Source organism: Stutzerimonas sp. S1 (assembly GCF_025966695.1).
Taxonomy (GTDB): Bacteria; Pseudomonadota; Gammaproteobacteria; order Pseudomonadales; family Pseudomonadaceae; genus Stutzerimonas.
In genome coordinates this window covers 258,474-280,738 of the sequence record NZ_JAOEIY010000001.1, presented here as the reverse complement: position 1 = coordinate 280,738, position 22,265 = coordinate 258,474, and the positions used below count along the sequence as shown (strand labels likewise).

Genomic DNA, 22,265 nt, shown 5'->3' with positions numbered 1-22,265 from the left:
CTACTTGAGTGTCGCCTCGGCCTGCTCGATCGCCGCGAACTCTTCTTCCGGCGTGCCGGCCACCAGGTGGTGCCGACTGTAGATCGCGAAGTAGGCGATGAAGATCCCGTAGATGATCACCGCGCCGATCACCACCCGCGGATCGACCAGGAAGCCCGCGATGACCGCGACGCAGGCCAGTACCAGTGCCACGCCGGAGGTGAGGATGCCGCCGGGCGTCTTGTACGGCCGATGCAGATCCGGCCGGCGCACGCGCAGGACGATGTGCGAGGCCATCATCAGCACGTAGGAGATGGTCGCGCCGAACACCGCGACCAGAATCAGCAGGTCGCCCTGGCCGGTCAGCGAGAGGGCGAAGCCGATGATGCCGGGGATCACCAGCGCCAGCACCGGCGCCTTGTTCTGGTTGGTCAGCGACAGATTGCGTGGCAGATAGCCGGCCCGTGACAAGGCGAAGATCTGCCGCGAGTAGGCGTAGATGATCGAGAAGAAACTGGCGATCAGCCCGGCCAGGCCGACCAGGTTGACGAAGCCGCTCATCCAGGTGGACGAGCCGTAGGCACTGGTCAGCGCCTCCACCAGCGGGTTGCCGGATTCGATCAACGTGCTGGAGCCGGCGCCACCGGGACCGACCAGCAGAATCAGCCCGGCGAAGGCGGCGAGGATCAGCATGGCGCCGATCAGCCCGCGCGGCATGTCGCGCTGCGGGTTCTTGGTTTCCTCGGCGGCCAGCGGCACGCCTTCGACAGCGAGGAAGAACCAGATCGCGTAGGGAATCGCCGCCCAAATGCCGACGTAACCATAGGGCAGGAAGGCGCTGGCGCCGGCTGCGGTGGTCGGCGTGATGTCCAGCAGCTTGTCGACGGAGAAGTGCGGCACCATCGAGATGATGAACACCGCGAGCGCCAGCGCGGCGATGGCGGTGATGATGAACATCAGCTTCAGCGCCTCGCCGACGCCGAAGATATGGATGCCGATGAAGACGATGTAAAAGGCTAGATATATCATCCAGCCGCCGATGCCGAACAGCGACTCGCAGTAGGCGCCGATGAACACGGCGATGGCCGCCGGTGCGATGGCGTACTCGATGAGGATCGCCGTGCCGGTGAGAAAGCCGCCCAAGGGGCCGAACGCGGTACGCGCGAAGCCGTAGCCGCCGCCCGCGGTGGGCACCATCGAGGACAGCTCGGCCAGCGAGAAGCACATGCACAGGTACATGGTCGCCATCAGCAGCGTGGCGATGAACAGCCCGCCCCAGCCGCCCTGGGCGAGGCCGAAGTTCCAGCCGGCGTAGTCGCCGGAAATCACGTAGGCGACGCCAAGGCCGACCAGTAGCACCCAGCCGGCGGCGCCTTTCTTCAGCTCGCGTTCCTGAAAGTAGCTGCTGCCGACGGTTTCGAAATCGATTGCATGTTGCGGTGGCGTTGAACGGCTGTGTTCGAGAGCCATGGGGGAATCCTCTTGGATAGGTTGGCAACTCTCCCTAGCAAGCGGCATGCCCCGCACCGCGAACACAATGTTTGCGGTGATTTGTCAGCCAAGTCCGGCAGGAACGCACCTTTTTCGGGCTGCACAGCACCACGGCGGCGCCCGGTAGGTGTCTTGTTGGAAAGCGTGGCGGGTGGAGGCCCGCCACGTTCAGCCCATCAGAAGAAGCCCAAGGGATTGATGTCGTAGCTCACCAGCAGGTTCTTGGTCTGCTGGTAATGGTCGAGGATCATCTTGTGCGTCTCGCGGCCGACGCCGGACTTCTTGTAGCCGCCAAAGGCCGCGTGGGCGGGGTAGAGGTGGTAACAGTTGGTCCACACGCGGCCGGCCTTGATCGCCCGGCCCATGCGATAGGCGCGGTTGATGTCGCGGGTCCAGACACCGGCGCCGAGGCCGTACTCGGTGTCATTGGCGATGGCGAGCGCCTCGGCTTCGTCCTTGAAGGTGGTGACACCAATCACCGGGCCGAAGATTTCCTCCTGGAACACGCGCATCTTGTTGGTGCCCTTGAGCAGTGTCGGCTGGATGTAGTAGCCGGTGGCGAGCGAGCCTTCGAGCCGCTCCGCATCGCCGCCGGTCAGCACCTCGGCGCCTTCCTCGCGGGCGATCTTGAGATACGACATGATCTTGTCGAATTGCTGCTGGCTGGCCTGGGCGCCGACCATGGTGTCGGTGTCCAGCGGGTCGCCGCGCTTGATCTGCGCGACCTTCTTCATCACCGCCTCCATGAAGGGCGCGTAGATGGATTCCTGCACCAGCGCCCGCGACGGGCAGGTGCACACCTCGCCCTGGTTGAAGAAGCCCAGTACCAACCCTTCGGCGGCCTTCTCGATGAAGGCTGGCTCGGCCTGCATGATGTCCTCGAAGTAAATGTTCGGGCTCTTGCCGCCCAGCTCGACGGTGCTCGGGATGATGCTCTCGGCGGCGCGCTTCATGATGTGCGAGCCGACCGGGGTGGAGCCGGTGAAGGCGATCTTGGCGATGCGCTTGCTCGAGGCCAGTGCTTCGCCGGCCTCGCGACCGAAGCCCTGCACCACGTTGAGCACGCCCGGCGGCAGCAGGTCGCCGATGATCTCCATCAGCACGGTGATGCCCAGCGGCGTCTGCTCGGCGGGTTTCAATACCACGCAGTTGCCCGCGGCAAGCGCCGGGGCCAGCTTCCAGGCGGCCATGAGGATCGGGAAGTTCCACGGGATGATCTGCCCGACCACGCCCAGCGGCTCATGGAAGTGATAGGCGGCGGTGTTCTCGTCGATCTCGGCGCTGGTGCCTTCCTGAGCACGGATGCAGCCGGCGAAATAGCGGAAGTGGTCGGCGGCGAGCGGGATATCGGCGTTCAGCGTCTCGCGTACCGCCTTGCCGTTGTCCCAGGTTTCGGTGACGGCGAGCAGCTCGAGGTTCTGCTCGATGCGGTCGGCGATCTGCAACAGGATCAGCGAGCGCGCCTGCACGCTGGTCTTGCCCCAGGCGTCGGCGGCGGCATGCGCGGCGTCCAGCGCCTTGTCGATATCGGCGGCGTCGGAGCGCGGGAATTCGGCGATCGGCTGGCCGTTGACCGGCGACAGGTTGGTGAAATATTGACCGCCTACTGGTTCGACGAACTGGCCGTTGATGTAGTTGCCGTAGCGGGACTTGAAGTTGACCTTGGCACCTTCGGTGCCGGGATGGGCGTAACGCATGGTGAGTCTCCGGTTCTTGTAATGGTCTGTGGAAACGGCGGTCGTTTCAGCGTAGATCAGCTTGCGGCGACCTGCGACCGAGCCGACATTCGGGCGCTGCGCCTGCGCTGGCGGGCCGTTCCCGGCGCGGCGCTGTGCTAATCTGCCGCGCAATTTCCGACAGCCGCGAGCCGTTCCTGATGGGCGCCTTGCGGGGCATTGCAGAGGGCATCCATGCATATCCACATTCTCGGCATCTGCGGCACCTTCATGGGTTCGCTCGCGGTGCTGGCCAAGGAACTTGGCCACCGCGTCACCGGCTCCGATGCCAACGTCTATCCGCCGATGAGCACCCAGCTGGAGGCCCAGGGTATCGAGTTGATGCAGGGCTACGAGCCTGCGCATCTGGAGCCCGCGCCCGACCTGGTGGTGGTGGGCAATGCCCTGTCGCGCGGCAATCCGGCGGTCGAGTATGTGCTGAACAAGGGCTTGCCCTACGTCTCCGGCCCCCAATGGCTGGCCGATCACGTGCTGCAGGGGCGCTGGGTGCTGGCCGCCGCGGGCACCCATGGCAAGACCACTACCAGCAGCATGCTGGCCTGGGTGCTGGAGCATGCCGGCATGAGTCCGGGCTTTCTCATCGGTGGCGTGCCGCAGAATTTCGGCATCTCCGCGCGCCTGGGCGGCACGCCATTCTTCGTGGTCGAGGCCGACGAGTACGACAGCGCCTTCTTCGACAAGCGCAGCAAGTTCGTCCATTACCGCCCGCGCACCGCGATCCTGAACAATCTTGAGTTCGATCACGCGGACATCTTTCCGGATCTCGCGGCCATCGAGCGGCAGTTCCACCATCTGGTGCGCACCGTGCCGGGCGAGGGGCTGATCATCCATCCCGAGTCGGAAGCGGCGCTCAAGCGCGTCATCGGCATGGGCTGCTGGACGCCGGTGCAGACCACCGGCGAGGGCGGGCTGTGGCAGGCAAACCTGCTCAGTGCGGACGGCTCGCGCTTCGAAGTGATCTTCGACGGCGCCGTGCAGGGCGTGGTGGAGTGGGAGCTGACCGGCCAGCACAACGTCAACAACGCGCTGGCCACGCTGGCAGCGGCGCGGCATGTCGGTGTGCTGCCGAAGCAGGGAGCCGAGGCGCTGAGCGAATTCCGTAGCGTCAAACGGCGCATGGAAAAGGTCGCCGAAGTCAACGGCGTGGCCATCTATGACGATTTCGCCCATCACCCGACCGCCATTGCCACCACCCTGGATGGCCTGCGCAAGCGCGTGGGCGATACACCGATCATCGCGGTGATCGAACCACGCTCCAACTCGATGAAGCTCGGCGCGCATCGCGAGGGCCTGGCCGAATCAGTAGCGTTGGCTGACCAGGCCATCTGGTACGCACCGGCCAATCTCGGCTGGGACCTGGCTGCGACCGTCGCCAGCTCGCCGGTGCCGACCACGGTCTGCGATTCGCTGGAGGCGATCATCGCCAAGGTCAAGGCCGACGCCACGCCGGGTACGCAGGTGGTGGTCATGAGCAATGGCGGCTTCGGCGGTCTGCACGGCAAGCTGGCCGCGGCGTTGAGCTGATTGCTCAAGGTGGAAAACGCTGTGCGGTTTTCCACCCTACGATGACCGTGGGTAGGGTGGAAATCGCCGCAGGCATTTCCACGCGGATCGCACCAGGAGCAGATTGAATGAACGGACCGGAACGCATCACATTGGCCATGACCGGCGCCTCCGGCGCGCAATACGGCCTGCGCCTGCTCGACTGTCTGGTACAGGAAGACCGCGAGGTGCACTTCCTGATCTCCAAGGCCGCGCAGCTGGTCATGGCCACGGAGACCGACGTGGTGCTGCCGGCCAAGCCGCAGGCGATGCAGGCCTTTCTTTCCGAATACACCGGCGCGGCGGCCGGGCAGATCCGCGTGTTCGCCAAGGAAGACTGGATGGCCCCTGCGGCCTCCGGCTCCGGCGCGCCGACGGCCATGGTCGTGGTGCCCTGTTCCACCGGCACGTTGTCGGCGATCGCCACTGGCGCCTGCAACAACCTGATCGAGCGCGCCGCCGACGTCACCCTCAAGGAGCGCCGCCAGCTGATTCTGGTGCCGCGCGAGGCGCCGTACTCGAGCATCCATCTGGAGAACATGCTCAAGTTGTCCAACCTCGGCGTAACCATCCTGCCGGCCTCGCCGGGCTTCTACCACCAGCCGCAGACCATCGACGATCTGGTGGACTTCGTCGTCGCGCGCATCCTCAATCTGCTCAACATCCCGCAGGACATGCTGCCGCGCTGGGGTGAGCATCATGTGGTCAGCGACGAGTGACGATGCGCATCCGGGCTCTCTGCCTGTTGACGCTGCTGACCTCGCTGAGTGGCTGCGCCACGCTGCGAACGCTGGATGCGGCCAAACCCGGCGCGCCGATCATCTATTCCGGCACGCGCCTGAATTGGTACAGCCTCAACGGTGGTTGCTGTCCGCTGGAGCGCTTCGGTGCCGTGGCGCCGCAGTATCCGGCGCTGGATCTGCCCGCCAGCGCGCTGGTGGATACGTTGTTGCTGCCCTTTGCGGTGGCGGCGGAGCTGGGTGTCGGGCTCGGCGTTCGCGGCGGGCTCTGAACGATGATGCGTTGCGTACGCCATCACTGATCCACATCCAGTCGTTCGGCTGCACAGCAGGCATAATGCTGGCGTTCGCGAGCGTTACGCGTGGCCGCGGTACTTAAGGAGAACAGGTGTGAAAGAGCAGGCCCAGTTCCACATGAGCTACTGGATGATCGCCATTCTGGTGTTCCTCGGCCTCCAGTATCTGCTGTCGGTACAGCAGGAAGTGGCGACCATTCCCTACAGCGAGTTCGAACAGCACCTCAAGGATGGGCGCGTCGCGGAGCTGGCGATCACCGAGCGGCGCATCGAGGGCACGCTCAAGGAACCCCTGGCCAGCGGCCAGCGGCGCTTCATCAGCAACCGCGTCGAGCCGCAGCTGGCCGAGCATCTGCAGCAGTATCCAGTGCGTTACACCGGTAAGGTGGAAAGCACGCTGGTGCGCGACCTGTTGTCGTGGATCGTGCCGGCGGCGCTGTTCTTCGGCATCTGGCTGTTTCTGCTCAAGCGCATCGGCAGCGGCCTGGGTGGCGGCGGCATGATGCAGATCGGCAAGAGCAAGGCGCGGGTCTACGTCGAGACCGACATGAAGGTGTCCTTCGCCGATGTCGCCGGCGTGGACGAGGCCAAGGACGAGCTCAAGGAAATCATCGAATTCCTGCGTGACCCGCAAACCTACGGCCGCCTCGGCGGGCGCATGCCCAAGGGCGTGCTGCTGGTCGGCCCGCCCGGCACCGGCAAAACGCTGCTGGCGCGGGCCGTGGCCGGTGAGGCGAAGGTGCCGTTCTTCTCCATTTCCGGTTCCGAGTTCGTCGAGATGTTCGTCGGCGTCGGTGCGGCGCGGGTGCGCGATCTGTTCGAGCAGGCTCGCGCCCAGGCGCCGGCGATCATCTTCATCGACGAGCTGGACGCCCTCGGTCGCGCCCGTGGCGCCGGGCCGCTATCCGGCGGACACGACGAGAAGGAGCAGACGCTCAACCAGCTGCTGGTGGAGATGGACGGTTTCGATACCTCCAGCGGGCTGGTCTTGCTGGCTGCCACCAACCGGCCGGAAATCCTCGATCCGGCCCTGCTGCGCGCCGGTCGTTTTGACCGTCAGGTGCTGGTGGACCGGCCGGACAAGATCGGTCGGGTGCAGATTCTCAACGTGCATCTGAAGAAGTCGAAACTGGGCACCGACGTCGATCCGCAGGCCATCGCCGCGCTGACACCAGGCTTCACTGGCGCCGACCTGGCCAACCTGGTCAACGAGGCGACGCTGCTGGCGACCCGACGCAATGCCGATGCGGTGGCCATGGAGGACTTCACCGCAGCCATCGAACGCATCATCGCCGGTCTGGAAAAGCGCAACCGCCTGCTCAACCCGCGCGAGCGTGAGATCGTGGCCTATCACGAGATGGGCCATGCGCTGGTGGCGATGGCGCTGCCGGGGGTCGATCCGGTGCACAAGGTGTCGATCATTCCGCGCGGCATGGGCGCGCTGGGCTACACGATCCAGCGCCCCATCGAGGATCGCTTCCTGATGACCCGCGAGGAGCTGGAGAACAAGATGGCCGTGTTGCTCGGCGGGCGTGCCGCGGAATGGCTGGTCTTCACCCACCTGTCCACTGGCGCGGCGGACGATCTGGCCAAGGTCACCGATATCGCCCGCGCCATGGTCACCCGCTACGGCATGTCCAAGCGCCTCGGCCACATGGCATTGGAGCGCGAGCCCAACTCGTTCCTCGGTAACGAGGCGATGCTCGGCCTGAAGCCGCAGCATGACTATGCCGAGAGCACCGCCACGGCGATCGACGAAGAGGTGCAGGAGTTGGTGCAAGCCTGCTTCCAGCGCAGCCTGGCGTTGCTCGAAGCGCGGCGGGAGCTGCTCGAACGCTGCGCGCGTCGCCTGCTGCAGCAGGAGACGCTGGACGCCGGCGAACTGCGCGAGCTGAGTGCCACTGCGGCCAGCGAACCGACGATCCCGAAAGCCTGAGTGGGTAAATGCTGCGCGCGGATCAGCTGCGCGTGCGCCGGGCGTGCTGTGCCAGTGCCCACTCGACATGCTCGCGCACCAGCTCGGAGGGATCGTCGCGGCGCGCCTGCAGTGCTTCCAGCACGGGGATGCTCGAGGGGGCATTGCCCAGGCCGACTGCCAGGTTGCGCAGCCAGCGCTCGTAGCCGGCACGGCGTAGCGGCGAGCCCTCGGTGCGGCTGAGAAATTCCTCTTCTGTCCAGCGGAACAGTGCCGCCAGGTCGGCGTTGTCCAGGCTGTGGCGCGGCTGGAAATCGCTCTGTTCGGTTGGCCGGGCGAAGCGGTTCCACGGGCAGACGATCTGGCAGTCATCGCAGCCGAATACGCGGTTACCGATCCTGTCGCGCAGCTCGATGGGGATCGGTCCTTTCAGCTCGATGGTCAGGTAGGAAATGCAGCGGCGCGCATCCAGCAGACGCTCGCCAACAAAGGCATCGGTCGGGCAGACGTCCAGGCAGGCGTGACAGCTGCCGCAGTGGTCGCGCGTCACCGATTCGTCGACCGGCAGCGCGATGTCGACGAACAGTTCACCGAGAAAGAACCAGCTGCCGGCCTTGCGGTTGAGCAGCAGGGTGTTCTTGCCAATCCAGCCGAGTCCGGCCTGCTGTCCGGCAGCCTTTTCCAGCACCGGCGCACTGTCGACGAAAGCGCGAAAGCCGAACGGGCCGACCACCTGCTGGATGCGTTCGGCCAGTTGCTGCAGGCGCTTGCGGATCAGCTTGTGGTAGTCGCGGCCGAGGGCGTAGCGCGATACATAGGCCTTCTCCGGCTCGGCCAGCAGCTGGGTCATGCGCGTATCGCCGGGCAGGTAGTCCATGCGCAGCGAGATGACCCGCAGCGTGCCAGGCACCAGTTCGTCCGGCCGCGAGCGCTTGCTGCCGTGGGCGGCCATGTAGTCCATCTCGCCCTGGTAGCCGGCCGCCAGCCAGGCGTCGAGGTGGGCTTCGTGCTCGCCAAGGTCGACATCCGTGATGCCGACTTGCTGAAAGCCCAGTTCGCGGCCCCATTGCTTGATGGCGTCGGCGAGGGCGGTTGGATCGATAGCAGGGCTGGACATCGGAGGGCGGCTTGGCTGGCGGGTGCGTATAATTCTGCCAGACATTCCGCCGCGATGATTCCTGCACTGATGACCGATTCCCTGCCCGTCGCTCTGTATACCGCCGCCCAGGTGCGTGAACTCGATGCGCGCCTGATTGCCGCCGGCACTCCCGGTTTTGAACTGATGCAGCGTGCCGCCCACGCCGCCTGGCGTGCGCTGCGCCGCCGCTGGCCGGAGGCCGGTGCCGTCACCGTGCTGGCCGGGCGTGGCAATAACGCTGGCGATGGCTATCTGGTTGCGGCGCTGGCGCAACGCGCCGGCTGGCAGGTTGCGGTGCTGGCGGTCGGCGATCCTCAAGCGTTGCAGGGCGACGCCGCGCAGGCCTGCGCTGAGGCGCGGGGTTGCGGCGTAGCGATCGAGCCTTGGCATGCCGGGGCGTCGCTGCAGGGCGTGTTGGTGGACGCGCTGCTCGGTACCGGCATTGCCGGTGCGGTGCGCGAGCCCTATATCAGCGCGATCACGGCGATCAACGCCAGCGGTCTGCCGGTCGTGGCGATCGATTTGCCTTCCGGGCTGTGCGCTGACACCGGCAAGGTGCTCGGACATGCGGTTCAGGCCGACGTCAGCGTTACCTTCATCGGTCTCAAGCCCGGGCTGTTCACCGCGGACGGCCCGGATCGTGTCGGCGCGCTGGTGTTCGACGATCTGCAGGCCGATCCGCAGATCGTTAGGCAAACCGTTGGCGAGGCCGTGCGTCTCGATCGGTCCTCGCTGGTCCAGGTCGCGCCGCGCGCTCCCACGGCGCATAAGGGCAGCTTCGGTCAGGTGCTGGTGATCGGCGGCGATCTGGGTACTGGCGGCGCCGCGCTGCTCAGTGCCGAAGCGGCGCTGCGCTGCGGTGCGGGCATGGTGACGCTGGCGACTCGGCCGGAGCACGTCACCGCTTCGCTGGTCCGTCGGCCGGAAATCATGTGCAGTGGTGTCGAGTCGACCTACAGCCTGACGGCACTGGTCGAGCGCGCCGACGTGCTGGTGGTCGGCCCGGGACTTGGGCAGGCGCCCTGGGGCCGCAGTCTGCTGTCGCTGGCGGCGCAGCGTGAGCTGGCGCAGGTATGGGACGCCGATGCGCTGAACCTGTTGGCGGCCGGCGGCATCCAACTGCCGACCGGCTGCGTGATCACGCCACATCCGGGCGAGGCGGCGCGGCTGCTGCAGTGTTCGGTGGCGGAGATTCAGGCCGATCGCCCCGCGGCGGCGCGCGAGCTGGCGCGGCGTTATGCCTGCGTCGCGCTGCTCAAGGGTGCCGGTACGCTGGTCGCCGCGGCGGACGGGCGACTGGCGCTGTGCGATCGCGGTCATCCGGCCATGGCCAGTGCCGGCCTCGGCGACGTGCTGGCCGGCGTGATTGGGGCTTTGTTGGCGCAGAACCTGTCCCCATTCGATGCGGCCTGCCTGGGTGCCTGGCTGCATGCGGCAGCCGGCGAACGGCTTGGCACCCAGGGGCGCGGACTGGCGGCCAGTGACCTGATACCGATCATCCGTCAATTGCTCGAGGAACAGTCGCCATGCCTGAAGTGACGTTGTATGCCGAGGACGAGGCAGCGATGCTGGCAGTCGGCGCCCGTATCGCCCAGGCGACCGGCGGCCGCGGGGTGATCTACCTGCATGGCGACCTCGGTGCCGGCAAGACCACGCTGTCGCGTGGCCTGATCCGCGGTTTTGGTCACGAAGGCAAGGTCAAGAGTCCGACCTTCACGCTGGTCGAACCCTACGAGATCGGCGGTGTGCGGGTCTTTCACTTCGATCTCTATCGCTTGGTCGACCCGGAGGAGCTGGAGTTTCTCGGCATTCGCGACTACTTCGACGGCGACGCGCTGTGCCTCGTCGAGTGGCCGGAGCGCGGCGCCGGCGTTTTGCCAAAGGCGGACCTGGACATTACCATTACGCCGCATGGGGCCGGCCGTACGCTGCGCCTGTCGCCGCGGGGCGAGCGCGGCGATGCCTGGTGTGCCGTCCTGACCGCTGGAAATCAATGACAAGCATGAGGTTGGGTATGCGCATACGCGCGCTGGTTAGCGGTTTGGCAATTCTGCTGGCAGCTGTGCAGGTGTTTGCCGCCACCGACGTGCAGTCCGTGCGTTTGTGGCGGGCACCGGACAACACGCGACTGGTGTTCGACCTGTCGGGTCCGGTGAAGCACAACGTATTTACCCTGGAGGCACCGCACCGCATCGTCATCGATGTTACCGGTGCGGCGCTCAAGGCTCCGCTCGATCAACTGCCGCTGCAGAACACTCCGGTTGCCTCGTTACGTGCAGGTCAGCATGACGCCAATACGCTGCGGGTGGTGGTCGATCTGAAAGCGCCCGTCTCGCCGAAGAGCTTCAGCCTGGCACCGAACCAGCAGTATGGGCATCGCCTGGTGGTCGATTTGTTCGATCAGGGCGCGGCCCCGACGACTGCAGCGGTTCCGGTCAATGCCGCGCCGGCCACGCCAGTGACACCGGTTTCGCCGACGCTGCCGGCGGTCAAGCTGCCAGTCGCGCCGAGTAGCAAGCGCGACATCGTCATCGCCATCGATGCCGGTCACGGCGGCGAGGATCCCGGTGCCATCGGGCCGGGCAAGGTCTACGAGAAGACGGTGGTGCTGCAGATTTCCAAGGAGCTGCAGCGTCAGATCAATGCCGAAAAAGGCTTTCGCGCGGAGCTGGTGCGCACGGGCGATTACTTCATTCCGTTGCGCAAGCGCACCGAGATTGCCCGCAAGAAGGGTGCGGACTTGTTCGTCTCGATCCATGCCGACGCCGCGCCGCGCTCCTCCGCGTACGGCGCTTCGGTGTTCGCCCTTTCCGATCGTGGCGCCACATCGGAAACCGCGCGCTGGCTGGCCGACAGCGAAAACCGCTCGGACCTGATCGGTGGCGCCGGCAATGTCAGCCTCGATGACAAAGACCGCATGCTCGCCGGCGTGCTGCTCGACCTGTCGATGACGGCCTCGCTGTCATCGAGCCTGAATGTCGGTCAGAAGGTGCTGAGTAACATGGGGCGTATCACGCCGTTGCATAAACGTCGTGTCGAACAGGCGGGCTTCATGGTGTTGAAGTCGCCAGATATTCCGTCGATCCTGGTTGAGACCGGTTTCATCTCCAATCCGTCCGAGGCGCGCAAGCTGCAGACTGGGAGCCACCAGCAGTCGCTGGCGCGTTCGATCCACAGTGGCGTGCGGCAGTTCTTCCATGAAAATCCGCCCCCCGGCACCTATGTCGCCTGGTTGCGCGATGCCGGCAAGATTGCCGCCGGCCCTCGTGAGCATGTGGTGCGCTCCGGCGAAAGCCTGGCCCTGCTCGCTGAGCGCTATCAGGTCAGCCTGGCGTCACTGCGCAGTGCCAATCAGTTACGCAGCGACACCATCAAGATCGGCCAGACGCTGAGTATTCCGGCAACCACGCTGGCGGCGCAGCCATGAGCGAGTTGCGCCGTATCCAGCTGCTGAGTCCGCGGCTGGCGAACCAGATTGCCGCCGGTGAGGTGGTCGAGCGCCCGGCGTCGGTGATCAAGGAATTGCTGGAGAACAGTCTCGACTCGGGTGCTCAGCGCATCGATGTGGATGTCGAGCAGGGTGGCGTGAAGCTGCTGCGTGTGCGTGATGACGGCTGCGGCATTCCGCCGGACGATCTGCCGCTGGCATTGGCCCGCCACGCCACCAGCAAGATTCGCGATCTCGAGGACCTCGAGCGGGTGATGAGCCTGGGTTTTCGCGGTGAGGCGCTGGCGTCGATCAGCTCCGTCTCGCGCCTGACCCTGACTTCACGTACCGCTGATGCCGGCGAGGCCTGGCAGGTCGAAACAGAGGGGCGCGAGATGGAGGCACGGGTGCAGCCAGCGGCGCATCCGGTGGGTACTTCCGTGGAGGTGCGCGACCTGTTCTTCAACACGCCGGCGCGGCGCAAGTTCCTGCGTACCGAAAAGACCGAGTTCGATCACCTGCAGGAGGTCATCAAGCGTCTGGCGTTGGCGCGCTTCGATGTGGCCTTCCACCTGCGCCACAACGGCAAGGGCGTGCTGGCCTTGCACCAAGCCAGCGACGATGGCGCCCGTGCGCGGCGGGTCGCAGCAGTGTGCGGGCCGGCCTTCCTCGAGCAGGCGCTGCCGATCGAGATCGAGCGCAACGGGTTGCGGCTCTGGGGATGGGTCGGGCTGCCGACCTTTTCGCGCAGCCAGGCGGACTTGCAGTACTTCTACGTCAACGGCCGCATGGTGCGCGACAAGCTGGTCGCCCATGCGGTGCGCCAGGCCTATCGCGACGTGCTGTTCAACGGCCGGCACCCGACCTTCGTGCTGTTTCTCGATGTCGATCCGGCGGTGGTGGACGTCAACGTACACCCCACCAAGCACGAGGTGCGCTTTCGCGACAGCCGCATGGTCCACGACTTCCTCTACGGCACGCTGCACCGCGCGCTGGGTGATGTGCGTCCCGAGGACCATCTGGCCGCGCCGGCCAGTGTTACGCCGATGACCCAGGCCACCGGATTGGCTGCTGGTGAGTTCGCTGGGCAGAACGAGATGAGCCTGTCGGCCAGCCTGCTCGAACAGCCCCAAGGCGAGGCGCCGGCCTGGCGCGGTGCTGGCGCTGGCTATCAGGCGCCACGCTCGGCATCGGCCGGCTATACCGCCGAAGCCCAGGGTGCCTACCGCGAGTTTTTCACGCCGCTGCCCGAAAGCAGCCCTGCGCCACTGCCGGTCAGCCAGGATGACGTACCCCCGCTGGGCTACGCGCTGGCGCAGCTCAAGGGGGTCTACATCCTTGCCGAGAATGCTCAGGGTATGGTGCTGGTGGACATGCACGCCGCGCACGAACGCATTACCTACGAGCGCCTGAAGACCGCCATGGCCAGCGAAGGGCTGCGCGGCCAGCCGCTGCTGGTGCCCGAATCCATCGCCCTCAGTCAGCGCGAGGCCGACTGCGCGGAAGAGCATGCGCAGTGGTTCCAGATGCTCGGCTTCGAGCTGCAGCGCCTCGGCCCGGAAACCCTGGCGATCCGTCAGATTCCCTCGCTGCTCAAGCAGGCCGAAGCGACCCAACTGGTGCGCGATGTGCTCGCCGATCTGCTGGAATACGGTACCAGTGATCGTATCCAGGCCCATCTCAACGAGTTGCTGGCGACCATGGCCTGCCACGGCGCGGTACGCGCCAACCGTCGCCTGACGCTGCCGGAGATGAACGCCTTACTGCGCGATATGGAGCACACCGAGCGTAGCGGACAGTGCAATCACGGCCGTCCGACCTGGACGCAACTGGGCATGGACGAGCTGGACAAGCTGTTCCTGCGCGGTCGCTGATTGCTTCGATTCGACTGGGCGGGCGAGTGCGGTGGCTATGCCGAGCTTGCAGCCCGCTGCGTGCGATCGGAAACTATGCGGCCATAGTTGCCGAGCAGTCCGATGTCTTCGCTTCCCCCCGCTATCTTCCTGATGGGGCCTACCGCCTCTGGCAAGACCGATCTCGCGCTGGAGCTGGCGCGGGTGCTGCCTTGCGAACTGATCAGCGTCGATTCGGCACTGGTCTATCGCGGCATGGATATCGGTACTGCGAAGCCTTCGCGCGAATTACTCGCTGAGTACCCACATCGTCTGGTGGATATCCGTGATCCGGCACAGAGCTATTCCGCTGCCGAGTTTTGCGCGGATGCGCTGAACGCCATGGCCGAAGCAACAGCGGCGGGGCGAATTCCGCTGCTAGTCGGCGGCACCATGTTGTATTTCAAGGCGTTGCGCGACGGTTTGGCGGATATGCCAGGGGCGGATGCCGCAGTTCGCGCGGAGCTCGAGGCGTTCGCGGCGGGCGAGGGCTTGCAGGCGCTGCATCGCCAGTTGGCCGAGGTCGATCCGGAGTCGGCGGCGCGGATTCATCCCAACGATCCGCAGCGTCTGGTGCGAGCGCTCGAAGTCTATCGAGTCAGCGGTCTGAGCATGACTGAGCATCGCGCCCGACAAAGGTCGCAAAAAGCCGGCGCAGACGCGCCAGGTGCCGGAAACTTGCCTTATACTGTCGCCCACTTATCCATCGCGCCGGCACAGCGGTCGGTCCTGCATCAGCGCATCGAACAACGCTTTCTTCGCATGGTTGAACAGGGGTTCGTCGAAGAGGTCGAAGCCTTGCGTTGTCGTGGCGATCTGCATTCCGGTCTGCCTTCCATCAGGGCGGTGGGGTACCGGCAGGTTTGGGACTATCTGGACGGGAATCTGTCCAGGGAAGAGATGGTTCAGCGCGGCATCATCGCGACCCGGCAGCTAGCCAAGCGGCAGTTCACTTGGTTGCGTGGGTGGGAGGATGTCAGCTGGCTGGATAGCTTGTCCCGCGACAATCTGCCGCGAGCATTGAAATACCTGCAATCGCTCTCCATATTGAGCTGACACTGCAAATTGACCGTCTATTCTCAGACAAGTGGATCGTCGGTTTACCCTAAAAATTAATGAAAAAGATCCTCTAAGGAGTGCGGCACATGTCAAAAGGGCATTCGCTACAAGACCCTTACCTCAACACACTGCGTAAGGAACGCGTTCCGGTTTCCATCTATCTGGTCAACGGCATCAAGCTGCAGGGCCAGATCGAATCCTTCGATCAGTTTGTCATTCTTCTCAAGAACACCGTCAGCCAGATGGTCTACAAGCACGCCATCTCCACGGTCGTGCCGGGTCGCCCGGTGCGCTTGCCGACTGCGGGTGATGCCGAGCAATCCGAGTCGGGCAACGACTAAGGTAGGCGTCTTTGTTCTTCGAACGTCCCGGTGGTGGGGAACGGGCCATTCTGGTTCATCTGGAGGGCCAGGACCCCGCGGCGCGCGAGGATCCGCAGGAGTTTCAGGAACTCGCCCGTTCGGCGGGTGCCGAGATGGTCAATTTCGTCAATGTGGCTCGTCATCAGCCTTCCGCCAAGTATTTGATTGGCACCGGGAAGGTCGAGGAGCTACGCGATCTCGTCAAGGAAGGCGAGGTTGAGCTGGTGATTTTCAATCACACGCTGACGCCCAGTCAGGAGCGCAATCTTGAGCGCGCGCTCGAGTGCCGCGTCCTCGATCGTACTGGTCTGATTCTGGATATCTTCGCGCAGCGTGCGCGGACACACGAAGGCAAGCTGCAGGTCGAGCTGGCGCAGCTTGAGCACATGAGCACGCGCCTGGTTCGTGGCTGGACGCACCTGGAACGGCAGAAAGGCGGTATCGGTCTGCGCGGTCCCGGGGAAACCCAGCTGGAGACCGACCGCCGTTTGCTGCGGGTGCGCATCCGGCAGATCAAGCAGCGCCTGGAGAAGGTGCGCGGACAGCGCGAGCAGGCCCGCCGTGGCCGCAGGCGTGCCGATATTCCCTCGGTTTCCCTGGTCGGTTACACCAACGCCGGGAAATCCACGTTGTTCAATGCCCTCACCGAGGCGGATGTCTATGCGGCCAATCAGTTGTTCGCCACTCTCGATCCGACCCTGCGTCGACTGGAACTCCCTGATCTCGGGCCGGTGATTCTGGCTGATACGGTGGGTTTCATTCGTCACTTGCCACACAAGTTGGTGGAGTCCTTTCGGGCGACGCTGGAAGAGTCCAGCAATGCCGATCTGCTGTTGCATGTGATCGATGCCCATGAGCCTGAGCGCGATCAACAGATTGAGCAGGTGCTGGCAGTACTGGCGGAGATCGGTGCCAACGAGTTACCGATGCTCGAGATCTACAACAAGGTCGATCTCATGGAGGGCATTGAGCCGCAGATTCAGCGCGATGCCGATGGCAAGCCTCAGCGAGTATGGGTGTCCGCACGCGATGGGCTGGGGCTGGAGCTGGTGCGCGAGGCGATCGCTGAGCTGCTCGGCAGCGATCTTTTCGTGGGAACGCTCCGTTTGCCGCAGGGCATGGGACGCATGCGTGCCCAGCTGTTCGAATTGGGCGCTGTGCAGGACGAGAAACATGACGAGGTGGGTGACAGCCTGCTCAGCGTGCGCTTGCCGCGGGTCGAACTGCATCGACTGCTCAGTCGAGAAGGGCTGCAGCCGAACGAGTTTCTGGAACAACACACTTTGCAATAAAGCCCGGGCGGCAATTTAGCCGCTGGTTTCGTGCTTTCGGTAGCATTGGCGGGCGCGCCGCAGGCGCGTCTTTGGCTTTATCTGAATGGAGAGCGCTATGGCTTGGAATGAGCCGGGTGGCAACTCGAACAACCAGGATCCCTGGGGCGGCGGCGGTGGCCGTCGCGGTGGCGATCAGAAAGGGCCGCCGGATCTCGACGAAGCTTTCCGCAAGTTGCAGGACAGCCTCAACGGCATGTTTGGCGGCAAGAAGCGTGGCAGTGGCGGTGGCGCTGGTGGTGCCGGCAAGCGTGGTGGCTTCGGACTGGTATGGATTGCGCTGGTGGTATTGCTCGCGGTCTGGCTGTTCAATGCCATTTATATCGTCGACGAGCAGGAGCAAGCGGTGGTGCTGCGCTTCGGTAAGTACCACGAAACCGTCGGGCCGGGTCTGAACATCTATTTCCCGCCGATCGACAAGAAGTTCCAGGAAAATGTCACCCGTGAGCGCTCTTACACCAAGCAGGGGCAGATGCTCACCGAGGACGAGAACATCATCGAAGTGCCGCTGACCGTTCAGTACAAGATCAGTGATCTGCAGTCCTTCGTGCTCAACGTTGACCAGCCGGAGGTCAGTCTGCAGCACGCGACCGACAGCGCAGTACGCCACGTGGTCGGTTCGACTGCGATGGATCAGGTGCTAACCGAGGGGCGAGAGGCGATGGCTGCCGAAGTTAAGGAGCGCCTGCAGCGGTTCCTCGACAATTACGGCACCGGCATCATCGTCACCCAGGTGAACCTGCAGAGCGCGGCCGCGCCGCGTGAAGTGCAGGAAGCCTTCGATGACGTGATTCGTGCGCGTGAGGACGAACAGCGCGAGAAGAACCAAGCGGAATCCTACGCCAATGGCGTGATTCCAGAGGCCCGTGGTCAGGCTCAGCGCATGCTGGAAGAGGCTGCCGGTTACCGCGATGCGGTGATATCCCGTGCCCAGGGTGAGGCTGATCGCTTCAGCAAATTGGTCGCCGAGTACAGCAAAGCGCCGGATGTCACTCGTGAGCGTCTGTATCTGGAAACCATGCAGGAAGTCATGAGCAATACCAGCAAGGTCATGGTGACCGGCGAGAGTGGGCAGAACAACCTGCTGTACCTGCCGCTGGACAAGATGATCAACAGTCGCGGCGCTGCCAGTAACGCCACGCCTCCAGGAATGGCCTCGGGCGCGGCCAGTCAGGCTACACGTCTGCCGCCGGAGTTGGATCCGCGTGAAGTTCGTACGAGGGAGAGTCGCTGATGAGCAATAAATCCCTGACGGCGCTGATCGTGGGTGTGGTGCTAGCGCTGGTGCTGTGGAACAGCTTTTATATCGTTTCGCAGACCGAGCGTGCGGTGCTGCTTCGCTTCGGCCGAATTGTCGAGCCCGATGTTAAGCCCGGACTGCACATGAAGATTCCCTACGTGAACAGCGTGCGCAAGTTCGACGCTCGTCTGATGACGCTGGACTCGTCCACCTCGCGCTTCCTCACTCTGGAGAAGAAAGCGCTGATGGTCGATGCCTACGCCAAGTGGCGTGTCGCGGATGCCGAGCGCTTCTACACCGCGACGTCTGGCATGAAGCAGATCGCCGATGAGCGCTTGGCCCGCCGTCTGGAGGCCGCTTTGCGCGATCAGTTCGGCAAGCGCACGTTGCATGAGTCGGTGTCCGGCCAGCGTGACGAGCTGATGGGGCAGGTGACCAATAGCCTGAACCGTGCGGTGCAGCAGGAGCTGGGTATCGAGGTGGTGGATGTGCGGGTCAAGGGGATTGACCTGCCGCGCGAAGTGAACCGCAGCGTGTTTGAGCGCATGAGTTCCGAGCGTGAGCGTGAGGCCCGTGAGCATCGGGCCAAGGGTAAGGAGCTGGCTGAGGGTATTCGCGCCGATGCCGATCGCCAGCGGCGAGTCCTGCTCGCCGAAGCGTTCCGCGAGGCGGAAGAGCTGCGCGGTGATGGCGATGCGCGTGCCGCGGCTATCTATGCTTCCGCCTATGGTCAGGACAGGGAGTTCTACTCCTTCTACCGTAGCCTCCAAGCTTATCGCGAGAGCTTCTCCAGCAAGGAAGATGTGCTGGTGCTGGATCCCAAAAGCGATTTCTTCCGCTATCTGGAAAAGTCTCAGTAAGTAGCGATGCTGGTCGCCCGGCGGTCGATGCTGACCGCCGGGTGACCCATCGGGAAAACATTGCTATGATCCGCCCGCCGGGAAAAGCCCGGCTTTTTTGCGTCTGCGCCAGCGTGGTGATGGACGATCTCCGAGCATGGGATGCCATGCCGCACCCCTAGCGGGGCTTGGCGTTGACGCCATGGTGTTGAACACAACTGCACGCGACCGATGGCCAGCCCTGATGGCAGCCCGGTTTTCGTCCGCTTGACTAGGCTTGCCGTATCGAGAGGTGATTGGCGAAATGGCAACGGTAGACCGCTGGCTCCTGCCAGATGGCATCGAAGAGGTGCTGCCGCCCGAGGCGGCGCGTATCGAGACCGCACGGCGTCGCGTGCTGGATCTGTTTCAGCGCTGGGGGTATGAGCTGGTCATCACCCCTCATGTCGAATTTCTCGAGTCCCTGTTGACCGGCTCCGGTCAGGACCTCGACCTGCGAACTTTCAAGGTCACCGACCCGCTGTCTGGTCGGCAAATGGGGTTGCGTGCAGATATCACGCCGCAGGTGGCGCGGGTCGATGCGCATACGCTGCGGCGCGAAGGGCCTAGTCGACTGTGCTACGCGGGTAGCGTGCTGCATGCCAAGCCGCAGGCACTGGCCACCTCGCGCAGTCCGATCCAGCTGGGCGCCGAACTCTATGGCGATGGCAGTGCTTCCAGTGACATCGAGGTCATAAGCCTGATGCTGGAAATGCTGGAGCTGGCCGATGTGCCTGACGTGCATATGGATCTCGGTCATGTCGGGATCTACCGTGGGCTGGCGCGAGCGGCGGGACTGGCCGGCAGCGCCGAGCAGCAGTTGTTCGACGCACTGCAGCGCAAGGCGATGGATGAAATCGAGGTGCTGACTGCTACTCTCGAACCGTCATTGGCGGCCATGCTGCGAGCGCTTGGACGCCTTTGCGGTGGGCGCGAAGCCCTTGAGGATGCGCGGGTCGCGCTGGCCGGCGCGCCTATCGACGTGCGCCAGGCGCTGGAGACCTTGACGCGTATTGCTGATCAGCTCGCTGCACGCTATCCGAAAATGCCGCTTTACTTCGATTTGGGTGAGTTGCGCGGCTATCACTATCACACCGGTGTGGTGTTTGCCGTCTTTGTCCCAGGGGTCGGGCAATCGATCGCCCAGGGCGGGCGTTATGACGATATCGGCGCCGATTTCGGGCGTGCACGCCCGGCAACCGGCTTTTCGACAGATCTGAAGACCCTTGTAAGTCTGGGGAATGCCGATTTGACGACGCCTGTGACCGGTATCTGGGCGCCTCACAGCGATGATCCTGCGTTGTGGCAGGAGATCTGTCGCCTGCGCCGCCAGGGTGAGCGGGTGGTGCAGGCGCTTGATGGGCAGGCACATGGCGCTGCGATAGGGCTGGGCTGTGATCGCCAGCTGCTGGCCAAAGACAATTCCTGGATGGTGGCGCCGCTGGCGTCCTGATGTACGCCGCGTCGCGGCCCAGGCTGGTTCGATATCTGCCGGTCAAACGCCGGCATGCTTCTCCGAAGAGGACAAAGGGTTATGGGTAAGAATGTCGTGGTCCTGGGCACCCAGTGGGGTGATGAGGGCAAGGGCAAGATCGTCGATCTGCTGACCGATCAGGCGGCCGCCGTCGTGCGTTACCAAGGTGGCCACAATGCCGGCCATACCCTGGTCATCGATGGTGAGAAGACCGTGCTGCACCTGATTCCGTCCGGCATCTTGCGTGAGAACGTGCAGTGCCTGATCGGCAACGGTGTGGTGGTTGCCCCCGACGCGTTAATGCGCGAAATCACCAAGCTGGAAGAGAAGGGCGTGCCGGTTCGCGAACGGCTGCGCATCAGTCCGTCCTGTACGCTGATCCTGCCGTACCACGTCGCGCTGGATCAGGCACGCGAAGCAGCGCGTTCGGAAGGCAAGATCGGCACCACCGGTCGTGGCATTGGTCCGGCCTACGAAGACAAGGTGGCGCGCCGCGGGCTGCGTATCGGGGATCTGTTCAATCCTGAGCGTTTCGCCGTCAAATTGCGCGAGTTGCTGGAATACCACAACTTCATGCTGCAGAACTTCTACAAGGTCGATCCGGTTGATTTCCAGAAGACCCTCGACGAGGCGCTCAGCTACGCCGAGATTCTTCGTCCGATGATCAGCGACGTTAGTGCGCGTCTACACGAGCTGCGCAAGCAGGGCGCCTGCATCATGTTCGAAGGCGCGCAGGGTTCGCTGCTGGATATCGACCATGGCACCTATCCTTACGTGACCAGTTCGAGTACCACTGCGGGTGGTACGGCCACTGGTTCGGGTTTCGGCCCGCTGTATCTGGATTACATTCTGGGCATCACCAAGGCCTATACCACGCGCGTTGGCTCCGGTCCGTTCCCGACCGAGCTGTTTGACGAGGTCGGTGCTCGCCTGGCTGAGCGTGGCCACGAGTTCGGTTCGACCACTGGTCGTGCGCGTCGTTGTGGCTGGTTCGATGCGGTGATCCTGCGTCGCGCGATCGAGATCAACAGCATTTCCGGTATTTGCCTGACCAAGCTGGATGTGCTGGATGGGCTGGAAACTATTCGTCTGTGCGTAGCGTATAAAGACCGCAATGGCGAAATGCTGGTCGATGCGCCGACCGATGCCGATAGCTATGACGGTCTTCAGCCGGTTTACGAAGAAATGCCGGGCTGGAGCGAGTCCACCGTGGGCGCAAAGAGCCTTAATGAGCTGCCGGTCAATGCCCGGGCATACATCCAACGCATTGAGGCGCTGATCGGGGCGCCGGTGGATATCATTTCTACTGGTCCGGATCGCAACGAGACCATCGTGCTGCGTCATCCGTACGCCTGATGGCGCTGAGCTGATGGAAGGCCGCCTCAGGGCGGCCTTTTTTATGACTGGCGAGGGCGGCTCGGATGTGAATTGCGGGGTGGGTAAAACGTGGGGGCTTAAACGAAAAAACCGAGCCAGTGGCTCGGTTTTTTCTGAAGAGTGGTGCCCAGGAGAAGACTCGAACTTCCACGGTGTTGCCACCGCTAGGACCTGAACCTAGTGCGTCTACCAATTCCGCCACCTGGGCACATTGCGATGATTGCTCATCGACTTTTTGTCGTTTTGCCATTTCTGGCCGAAGACGACAGCTTCGTTGTTGCATGAGACTCGCGCCAATTGCGCGGGTTTCATCTGAAGAGTGGTGCCCAGGAGAAGACTCGAACTTCCACGGTGTTGCCACCGCTAGGACCTGAACCTAGTGCGTCTA

General features: G+C 63.9%; 18 protein-coding genes and 2 tRNA genes (1 of these 20 only partly in view). 15 read left to right on the top strand and 5 right to left on the bottom strand.

Going from position 1 to position 22,265, the window contains the following annotated elements:
* Positions 1 to 1,449 carry an ethanolamine permease gene (gene eat, locus N8H22_RS01290; protein ID WP_264588820.1) on the bottom strand — a complete coding sequence of 483 codons (1,449 nt, stop codon included), beginning with the start codon at positions 1,447 to 1,449 and terminating at the stop codon, positions 1 to 3.
* 197 nt (positions 1,450 to 1,646) lie between these two features.
* Positions 1,647 to 3,167, bottom strand: coding sequence for an aldehyde dehydrogenase family protein (locus N8H22_RS01285; protein ID WP_264588819.1), 1,521 nt, complete (start codon positions 3,165 to 3,167; stop codon positions 1,647 to 1,649).
* 213 nt (positions 3,168 to 3,380) lie between these two features.
* Between N8H22_RS01285 and mpl the strand changes: the two genes are divergently transcribed.
* The 4 genes from mpl (at position 3,381) to ftsH (ending at position 7,720) form a co-directional block, all read left to right on the top strand.
* A complete protein-coding gene (mpl, locus tag N8H22_RS01280; protein WP_264588818.1) occupies positions 3,381 to 4,730 on the top strand; it encodes a UDP-N-acetylmuramate:L-alanyl-gamma-D-glutamyl-meso-diaminopimelate ligase in 1,350 nt (449 codons plus the stop codon).
* A gap of 107 nt (positions 4,731 to 4,837) precedes the next feature.
* Positions 4,838 to 5,467, top strand: coding sequence for a flavin prenyltransferase UbiX (gene ubiX, locus N8H22_RS01275; RefSeq protein WP_264588817.1), 630 nt, complete (start codon positions 4,838 to 4,840; stop codon positions 5,465 to 5,467).
* Positions 5,468 to 5,469: 2 nt separating this feature from the next.
* On the top strand, positions 5,470 to 5,760 hold the full coding sequence (locus N8H22_RS01270) for a YceK/YidQ family lipoprotein (protein WP_264588816.1): 291 nt from the start codon (positions 5,470 to 5,472) through the stop codon (positions 5,758 to 5,760).
* A 118-nt stretch (positions 5,761 to 5,878) separates the two neighbouring features.
* Positions 5,879 to 7,720: an ATP-dependent zinc metalloprotease FtsH gene (gene ftsH, locus N8H22_RS01265; RefSeq protein ID WP_264588815.1), complete on the top strand. Its 1,842-nt coding sequence runs from the start codon at positions 5,879 to 5,881 to the stop codon at positions 7,718 to 7,720.
* A gap of 22 nt (positions 7,721 to 7,742) precedes the next feature.
* Here ftsH and queG read toward each other — a convergent pair whose 3' ends face one another.
* On the bottom strand, positions 7,743 to 8,816 hold the full coding sequence (queG, locus tag N8H22_RS01260) for a tRNA epoxyqueuosine(34) reductase QueG (RefSeq protein ID WP_264588814.1): 1,074 nt from the start codon (positions 8,814 to 8,816) through the stop codon (positions 7,743 to 7,745).
* A 69-nt stretch (positions 8,817 to 8,885) separates the two neighbouring features.
* On the opposite strand from queG, the gene N8H22_RS01255 reads away from it, so the two are divergent.
* The 11 genes from N8H22_RS01255 to N8H22_RS01205 all read left to right on the top strand — a co-directional run bounded on the left by N8H22_RS01255 (position 8,886) and on the right by N8H22_RS01205 (position 21,856).
* Positions 8,886 to 10,376, top strand: a complete 1,491-nt coding sequence (locus N8H22_RS01255) for an NAD(P)H-hydrate dehydratase (protein WP_264588813.1) — start codon at positions 8,886 to 8,888, stop codon at positions 10,374 to 10,376.
* On the top strand, positions 10,364 to 10,834 hold the full coding sequence (gene tsaE / locus N8H22_RS01250; RefSeq protein ID WP_264588812.1) for a tRNA (adenosine(37)-N6)-threonylcarbamoyltransferase complex ATPase subunit type 1 TsaE: 471 nt from the start codon (positions 10,364 to 10,366) through the stop codon (positions 10,832 to 10,834). Before N8H22_RS01255 ends, tsaE begins: the two co-directional genes overlap by 13 nt.
* Positions 10,835 to 10,851: 17 nt before the next feature.
* Positions 10,852 to 12,264, top strand: a complete 1,413-nt coding sequence (locus tag N8H22_RS01245) for an N-acetylmuramoyl-L-alanine amidase (RefSeq protein ID WP_272890666.1) — start codon at positions 10,852 to 10,854, stop codon at positions 12,262 to 12,264.
* Complete coding sequence (mutL, locus tag N8H22_RS01240; protein WP_264588811.1) at positions 12,261 to 14,138, top strand: DNA mismatch repair endonuclease MutL; 1,878 nt, start codon at positions 12,261 to 12,263, stop codon at positions 14,136 to 14,138. The genes N8H22_RS01245 and mutL overlap by 4 nt, the downstream gene beginning before the upstream one ends.
* A gap of 102 nt (positions 14,139 to 14,240) precedes the next feature.
* Positions 14,241 to 15,212, top strand: coding sequence for a tRNA (adenosine(37)-N6)-dimethylallyltransferase MiaA (miaA, locus tag N8H22_RS01235; RefSeq protein WP_264589318.1), 972 nt, complete (start codon positions 14,241 to 14,243; stop codon positions 15,210 to 15,212).
* 89 nt (positions 15,213 to 15,301) lie between these two features.
* Entirely contained in the window at positions 15,302 to 15,556 is a 255-nt protein-coding gene (gene hfq, locus N8H22_RS01230; RefSeq protein WP_003283098.1) for an RNA chaperone Hfq, read from the top strand.
* A gap of 11 nt (positions 15,557 to 15,567) precedes the next feature.
* Positions 15,568 to 16,869 (top strand): ribosome rescue GTPase HflX, encoded by a 1,302-nt coding sequence (gene hflX, locus N8H22_RS01225; protein ID WP_264588810.1) that lies wholly within the window; start codon positions 15,568 to 15,570, stop codon positions 16,867 to 16,869.
* A 97-nt stretch (positions 16,870 to 16,966) separates the two neighbouring features.
* A complete protein-coding gene (gene hflK, locus N8H22_RS01220; protein WP_264588809.1) occupies positions 16,967 to 18,142 on the top strand; it encodes an FtsH protease activity modulator HflK in 1,176 nt (391 codons plus the stop codon).
* On the top strand, positions 18,142 to 19,008 hold the full coding sequence (hflC, locus tag N8H22_RS01215; protein WP_264588808.1) for a protease modulator HflC: 867 nt from the start codon (positions 18,142 to 18,144) through the stop codon (positions 19,006 to 19,008). Before hflK ends, hflC begins: the two co-directional genes overlap by 1 nt.
* A 283-nt stretch (positions 19,009 to 19,291) precedes the next feature.
* On the top strand, positions 19,292 to 20,479 hold the full coding sequence (locus tag N8H22_RS01210; RefSeq protein WP_264588807.1) for an ATP phosphoribosyltransferase regulatory subunit: 1,188 nt from the start codon (positions 19,292 to 19,294) through the stop codon (positions 20,477 to 20,479).
* An 81-nt stretch (positions 20,480 to 20,560) separates the two neighbouring features.
* Entirely contained in the window at positions 20,561 to 21,856 is a 1,296-nt protein-coding gene (locus tag N8H22_RS01205; RefSeq protein ID WP_264588806.1) for an adenylosuccinate synthase, read from the top strand.
* A 142-nt stretch (positions 21,857 to 21,998) separates the two neighbouring features.
* Here the strand turns inward: N8H22_RS01205 and N8H22_RS01200 are convergent.
* Together N8H22_RS01200 and N8H22_RS01195 are read right to left on the bottom strand one after the other, a co-directional pair.
* Positions 21,999 to 22,085 (bottom strand) — tRNA-Leu (locus N8H22_RS01200).
* 112 nt (positions 22,086 to 22,197) lie between these two features.
* Positions 22,198 to 22,265: transfer RNA gene (locus tag N8H22_RS01195), tRNA-Leu, on the bottom strand; it runs 119 nt beyond the window's last position.

Bases quoted from the DNA above. Each gene is read 5' to 3' on its own strand.
- eat (WP_264588820.1), bottom strand. From the start codon at position 1,449: ATGGCTCTCGAACACAGCCGTTCAACGCCACCGCAACATGCAATCGAT.
- N8H22_RS01285 (WP_264588819.1), bottom strand. From the start codon at position 3,167: ATGCGTTACGCCCATCCCGGCACCGAAGGTGCCAAGGTCAACTTCAAG.
- mpl (WP_264588818.1), top strand. From the start codon at position 3,381: ATGCATATCCACATTCTCGGCATCTGCGGCACCTTCATGGGTTCGCTC.
- ubiX (WP_264588817.1), top strand. From the start codon at position 4,838: ATGAACGGACCGGAACGCATCACATTGGCCATGACCGGCGCCTCCGGC.
- N8H22_RS01270 (WP_264588816.1), top strand. From the start codon at position 5,470: ATGCGCATCCGGGCTCTCTGCCTGTTGACGCTGCTGACCTCGCTGAGT.
- queG (WP_264588814.1), bottom strand. From the start codon at position 8,816: ATGTCCAGCCCTGCTATCGATCCAACCGCCCTCGCCGACGCCATCAAG.
- N8H22_RS01255 (WP_264588813.1), top strand. From the start codon at position 8,886: ATGACCGATTCCCTGCCCGTCGCTCTGTATACCGCCGCCCAGGTGCGT.
- tsaE (WP_264588812.1), top strand. From the start codon at position 10,364: ATGCCTGAAGTGACGTTGTATGCCGAGGACGAGGCAGCGATGCTGGCA.
- N8H22_RS01245 (WP_272890666.1), top strand. From the start codon at position 10,852: ATGCGCATACGCGCGCTGGTTAGCGGTTTGGCAATTCTGCTGGCAGCT.
- mutL (WP_264588811.1), top strand. From the start codon at position 12,261: ATGAGCGAGTTGCGCCGTATCCAGCTGCTGAGTCCGCGGCTGGCGAAC.
- miaA (WP_264589318.1), top strand. From the start codon at position 14,241: ATGTCTTCGCTTCCCCCCGCTATCTTCCTGATGGGGCCTACCGCCTCT.
- hfq (WP_003283098.1), top strand. From the start codon at position 15,302: ATGTCAAAAGGGCATTCGCTACAAGACCCTTACCTCAACACACTGCGT.
- hflK (WP_264588809.1), top strand. From the start codon at position 16,967: ATGGCTTGGAATGAGCCGGGTGGCAACTCGAACAACCAGGATCCCTGG.
- hflC (WP_264588808.1), top strand. From the start codon at position 18,142: ATGAGCAATAAATCCCTGACGGCGCTGATCGTGGGTGTGGTGCTAGCG.
- N8H22_RS01210 (WP_264588807.1), top strand. From the start codon at position 19,292: ATGGCAACGGTAGACCGCTGGCTCCTGCCAGATGGCATCGAAGAGGTG.
- N8H22_RS01205 (WP_264588806.1), top strand. From the start codon at position 20,561: ATGGGTAAGAATGTCGTGGTCCTGGGCACCCAGTGGGGTGATGAGGGC.